Origin of the sequence: Campylobacter sp. (assembly GCF_017646085.1) — a bacterium.
GTDB lineage: Bacteria > Campylobacterota > Campylobacteria > Campylobacterales > Campylobacteraceae > Campylobacter.
Genome location: NZ_JAGCNF010000094.1, coordinates 1 through 3,319, shown reverse-complemented (window position 1 = coordinate 3,319; position 3,319 = coordinate 1). Strand labels below are relative to the sequence as shown.

Annotated in this window: 6 protein-coding genes; 2 read left to right on the top strand and 4 right to left on the bottom strand. The window is 32.4% G+C overall.

The window, feature by feature from the left end; genetic code table 11:
* Together J6V67_RS04945 and J6V67_RS04940 are read left to right on the top strand one after the other, a co-directional pair.
* The coding region (locus J6V67_RS04945; RefSeq protein WP_291859605.1) for a P-loop NTPase at positions 1 to 378 on the top strand (378 nt) is incomplete at its 5' end.
* Positions 379 to 403: 25 nt separating this feature from the next.
* Positions 404 to 778, top strand: coding sequence for a group III truncated hemoglobin (locus tag J6V67_RS04940; protein ID WP_291859602.1), 375 nt, complete (start codon positions 404 to 406; stop codon positions 776 to 778).
* A 44-nt stretch (positions 779 to 822) separates the two neighbouring features.
* Here J6V67_RS04940 and J6V67_RS04935 read toward each other — a convergent pair whose 3' ends face one another.
* The 4 genes from J6V67_RS04935 to J6V67_RS04920 all read right to left on the bottom strand — a co-directional run.
* Positions 823 to 1,356, bottom strand: a complete 534-nt coding sequence (locus J6V67_RS04935; RefSeq protein WP_291859599.1) for a GNAT family N-acetyltransferase — start codon at positions 1,354 to 1,356, stop codon at positions 823 to 825.
* Complete coding sequence (locus J6V67_RS04930; RefSeq protein WP_291859596.1) at positions 1,356 to 1,796, bottom strand: low molecular weight protein-tyrosine-phosphatase; 441 nt, start codon at positions 1,794 to 1,796, stop codon at positions 1,356 to 1,358. Before J6V67_RS04930 ends, J6V67_RS04935 begins: the two co-directional genes overlap by 1 nt.
* A 37-nt stretch (positions 1,797 to 1,833) precedes the next feature.
* The gene (locus tag J6V67_RS04925) at positions 1,834 to 2,778 is read right to left on the bottom strand and encodes an HTH domain-containing protein (protein ID WP_291859594.1); all 945 of its coding nucleotides are present in this window, start codon (positions 2,776 to 2,778) and stop codon (positions 1,834 to 1,836) included.
* Between the two features lies 1 nt (position 2,779).
* Positions 2,780 to 3,319: pseudouridine synthase (locus J6V67_RS04920; protein WP_291859592.1), on the bottom strand; the 540-nt coding region annotated here is incomplete at its 5' end.

The following is a 3,319-nucleotide window of genomic DNA, read 5'->3' as shown; positions in this document are numbered from 1 at the left end:
GCTTTAGATGACTCAGCTAGAAGTCTTGATATGTTTGAAAAACTTCATATCCCAGTAGCTGGAGTGATAGAAAATATGAGCGGATTTATCTGCCCTGATAATGGCAAGGAGTATGATATATTTGGCAAAGGTGGAGCTGATGCCTTAGCAAGCGAATATGATACAACTATACTAGCTCAAATTCCTATAGAACCATCTGTAAGAATCGGTGGAGATAGCGGCAAACCTGTAAGCTTTTATGAACCAAATTCAATTAGCGCAAAAAGATATGATGAAGCCGCAGCAAAATTATGGAAAATTATAGAAGATATAAATGCAAATGGTGGCGCTGATAACTCAGCTATTCAGCCAGATATGAACAGATCTGGCTGTCATTAATAAATCAAATTTAATAAGGATAAAAATGAAATATAACGAAATTACAAGTGAGAATATTGCAGAGCTTATGGAGAGCTTTTATGAGGCAATTAGAGAAGATGAGACTGGCCTTGGGGATATATTTAACCACAAAATTGGCACAACCGAAGAGGAGTGGGATGCACATAAAGCAAAAATTGGTGAGTTTTGGAAAGGTGTGTTAATTGGTGAGAGTACATTTAGAGGCAATCCTATGCAAGCTCATATGAATCTTGATCCATTCCCGCCTGAGCTATTTGATAACTGGCTAAACTTATTTAAAAATAGCCTAGATAGCATTTATGAACCACAAATCGCTGATATGATTTTAATGCGTGCTCAAATGATCGCAAGTAGATTTAAATCTGTTTTATACTCATAAATTAATCCGGCCAAATTTGGCTGGATTTAGCTAAATATTATCTACTATTCAAATTTAAAATCAAAATAATTTTTGCTCTTAAATAGATTAAACATATCTATAAATTGCTTAGAATCAAATTTATAATTACCATAAATGCTATAAGTCATTCCACAATATGAAATTTCATAGCCAAGATCTTTAAATCCATTATTTTGATAAAATTTACTACGTTTGACTCTTTGTAAGTAATCAGTAGCATTTGGGTCCAAGCTTTCAATCTCTAAAACTATTGAGTTAAAATTTGATTTTAAAATTTCTAAAATTAAGCCACCAAAACCGCGCCCTTGATACTTGGCACAAACTGCTAAAAATGCTAAATAAGATATATTTTCATAGCTATATATAGCAGCATAACCTACAAATTCTTTATCATTATAAAAAGAGAAAATAGATAGATTTTCATCATTTGCATATATGTTATTAGATAAATTTATTGGCGCTACTAGCTCATTTTGTGGAAATAATTCTAAATTTAAAGCAGTAATTTTGGCAAAATCTATATGAGTAAAGCTAATCTTTTGATACTCTAATTTCACTAAGCAATCTCATCAAACATTACATTTATAGCTTTTGTAAGCATATCATATACCCTTTTAAAATCTTTAGAATCGCCATAATATGGATCTGGTATATCAGCTCCATCTAAACCAAATTCACCCATCATCACAATCTTATTCTCGAGTTTAAGACGTGCGATATTGATCTGATTTTGTCTATCCATAGCTACAATTAGATCAAATTTACTATCACTTTTACTAATTTGCCTTCCGCGAAGCATTGAAATATCCACGCCATTTTGGTAAGCCACAGCCACCGAGCGTGAATCTGGCGGTTCTCCTATGTGATAATTACTCGTTCCAGCCGAATCTATTAAAATATCTAAACCACGCTCTTTAGCTATCTTTTTTGCGATTCCCTCAGCCAAAGGCGACCTGCAAATATTGCCAAGACATACAAATAAAATTGATTTAACCATATCTTGCCTTATTTTATTATTTACTAATTTTTAATGCCTAATTATTCATTATCTTTTTATTTATTAGATAATTATCTAATTTATCATTATCTAAAACTTCATCAAATTCACTTTTGCTTCTATACTCTTTTTCTATATTAAATTCCTCTACACTCTCAAGAAATTTTTTAAAATCAGGATTTTTCATACTTAGTTCATTCATCACAGAATAATCTAAATTCTCTCTAAATTCAGCTCTAGCTAAAATCACACTCTCATCGACATTTTGCGAATTAAGGCTGATAACTCCTATACCAAATGAATAGCTAAGGCGTTTCATTAAATCCATAAGCTCCTCATCGCTCTCATCAATATCAAGTGCGACTAAATAGCCCTCATTTGCCCAGCTTGAATTACTTACAGCTTGAAAATAATACTCTCTAAAGCTACTAACACTTAGATGCTTTTTCATCTCAAAAGCGTAAATTTTAATCGGTAAAGAGCTAAATTTCCCTATAAATTTATTTAGCTCTTTTTGATAATCTTTATACTCAAAGCTAACGCCTACAATATCTGGATACAACCATTTATCCATACCTTTTTTAGTTTTGATACTGCTTTCGTGATAAATCGTCTTTGTATAAGCTTTAAAGCTATCATTTGCAAAGACAAATCTAGTCAAAAGAGGATGTAGATCCCTTTCGCTATAAGAATTTTTTGGCTCTTTTATCTCATTTTGAGTTTGTATTTTTAAATTTATATCTTGATTTTTTAGCTTTATAAGCATAGGTTTAGTAGCCACTACTTCAAAAATACTATTTGGATTTTCTTTTATATCCATATAAATTCTAGCAGCAAAACTAGCCCACGGCGTTTTACCATTTAAATTTAGCTCTTTAGTAAGCCCCATTTCATTGGCTATATGATACATTTGGTTTGGGTTTAAAGCCTCATTTTTACACTCTAAAACCTCTTTAGTTACATCTATAATAGATTTTGCCATATTAGTATCTTACTCCATTTTGCTTTAAAAAATCTCTTAAATCATCATATTCGGAGTTTGTAAAATATCGCCATTTCCCCTCGCCTAATTGATCTAGGCTAACTCTACCAAAGCTTACACGCTTTAAATCCATAACCTCTAAATCAAAATAGCCAAAAAACCGCCTAAGCTCTCTATTTTGCCCTTCATTTATTATCACTTTTAGCCTTGTGTAGCCACCACTTTGACTAATGATTTTATAGGCTAAAAATGGCTTAAATTCCATTGAAATTTGCTTTGTCTTAGCGTGAGCTCCTTTGGTAGCGTCCTTAGCAAAAAATCCTTCACGCATAGCATTTATGACTTGTTCTGTGATATTGCCTTTGATTTTTAGATAGTATTCTCTTTCTATATCACTATCCATAAGAGCCTGGGCAATAGCTGGAGCATCAGTAAGGAGCAATAACCCCTCACTAGCATAATCTAGCCTTCCAACGCTAATAAATTTAGAAAATCCCCTTGGTAAACTATCATAGATAGTCTTTCTGCCTCTATCATCTCT

Excerpts from the sequence above, each read along its gene's own strand:
- J6V67_RS04940 (WP_291859602.1), top strand. The coding sequence starts at position 404 with ATGAAATATAACGAAATTACAAGTGAGAATATTGCAGAGCTTATGGAG.
- J6V67_RS04930 (WP_291859596.1), bottom strand. The coding sequence starts at position 1,796 with ATGGTTAAATCAATTTTATTTGTATGTCTTGGCAATATTTGCAGGTCG.
- J6V67_RS04925 (WP_291859594.1), bottom strand. The coding sequence starts at position 2,778 with ATGGCAAAATCTATTATAGATGTAACTAAAGAGGTTTTAGAGTGTAAA.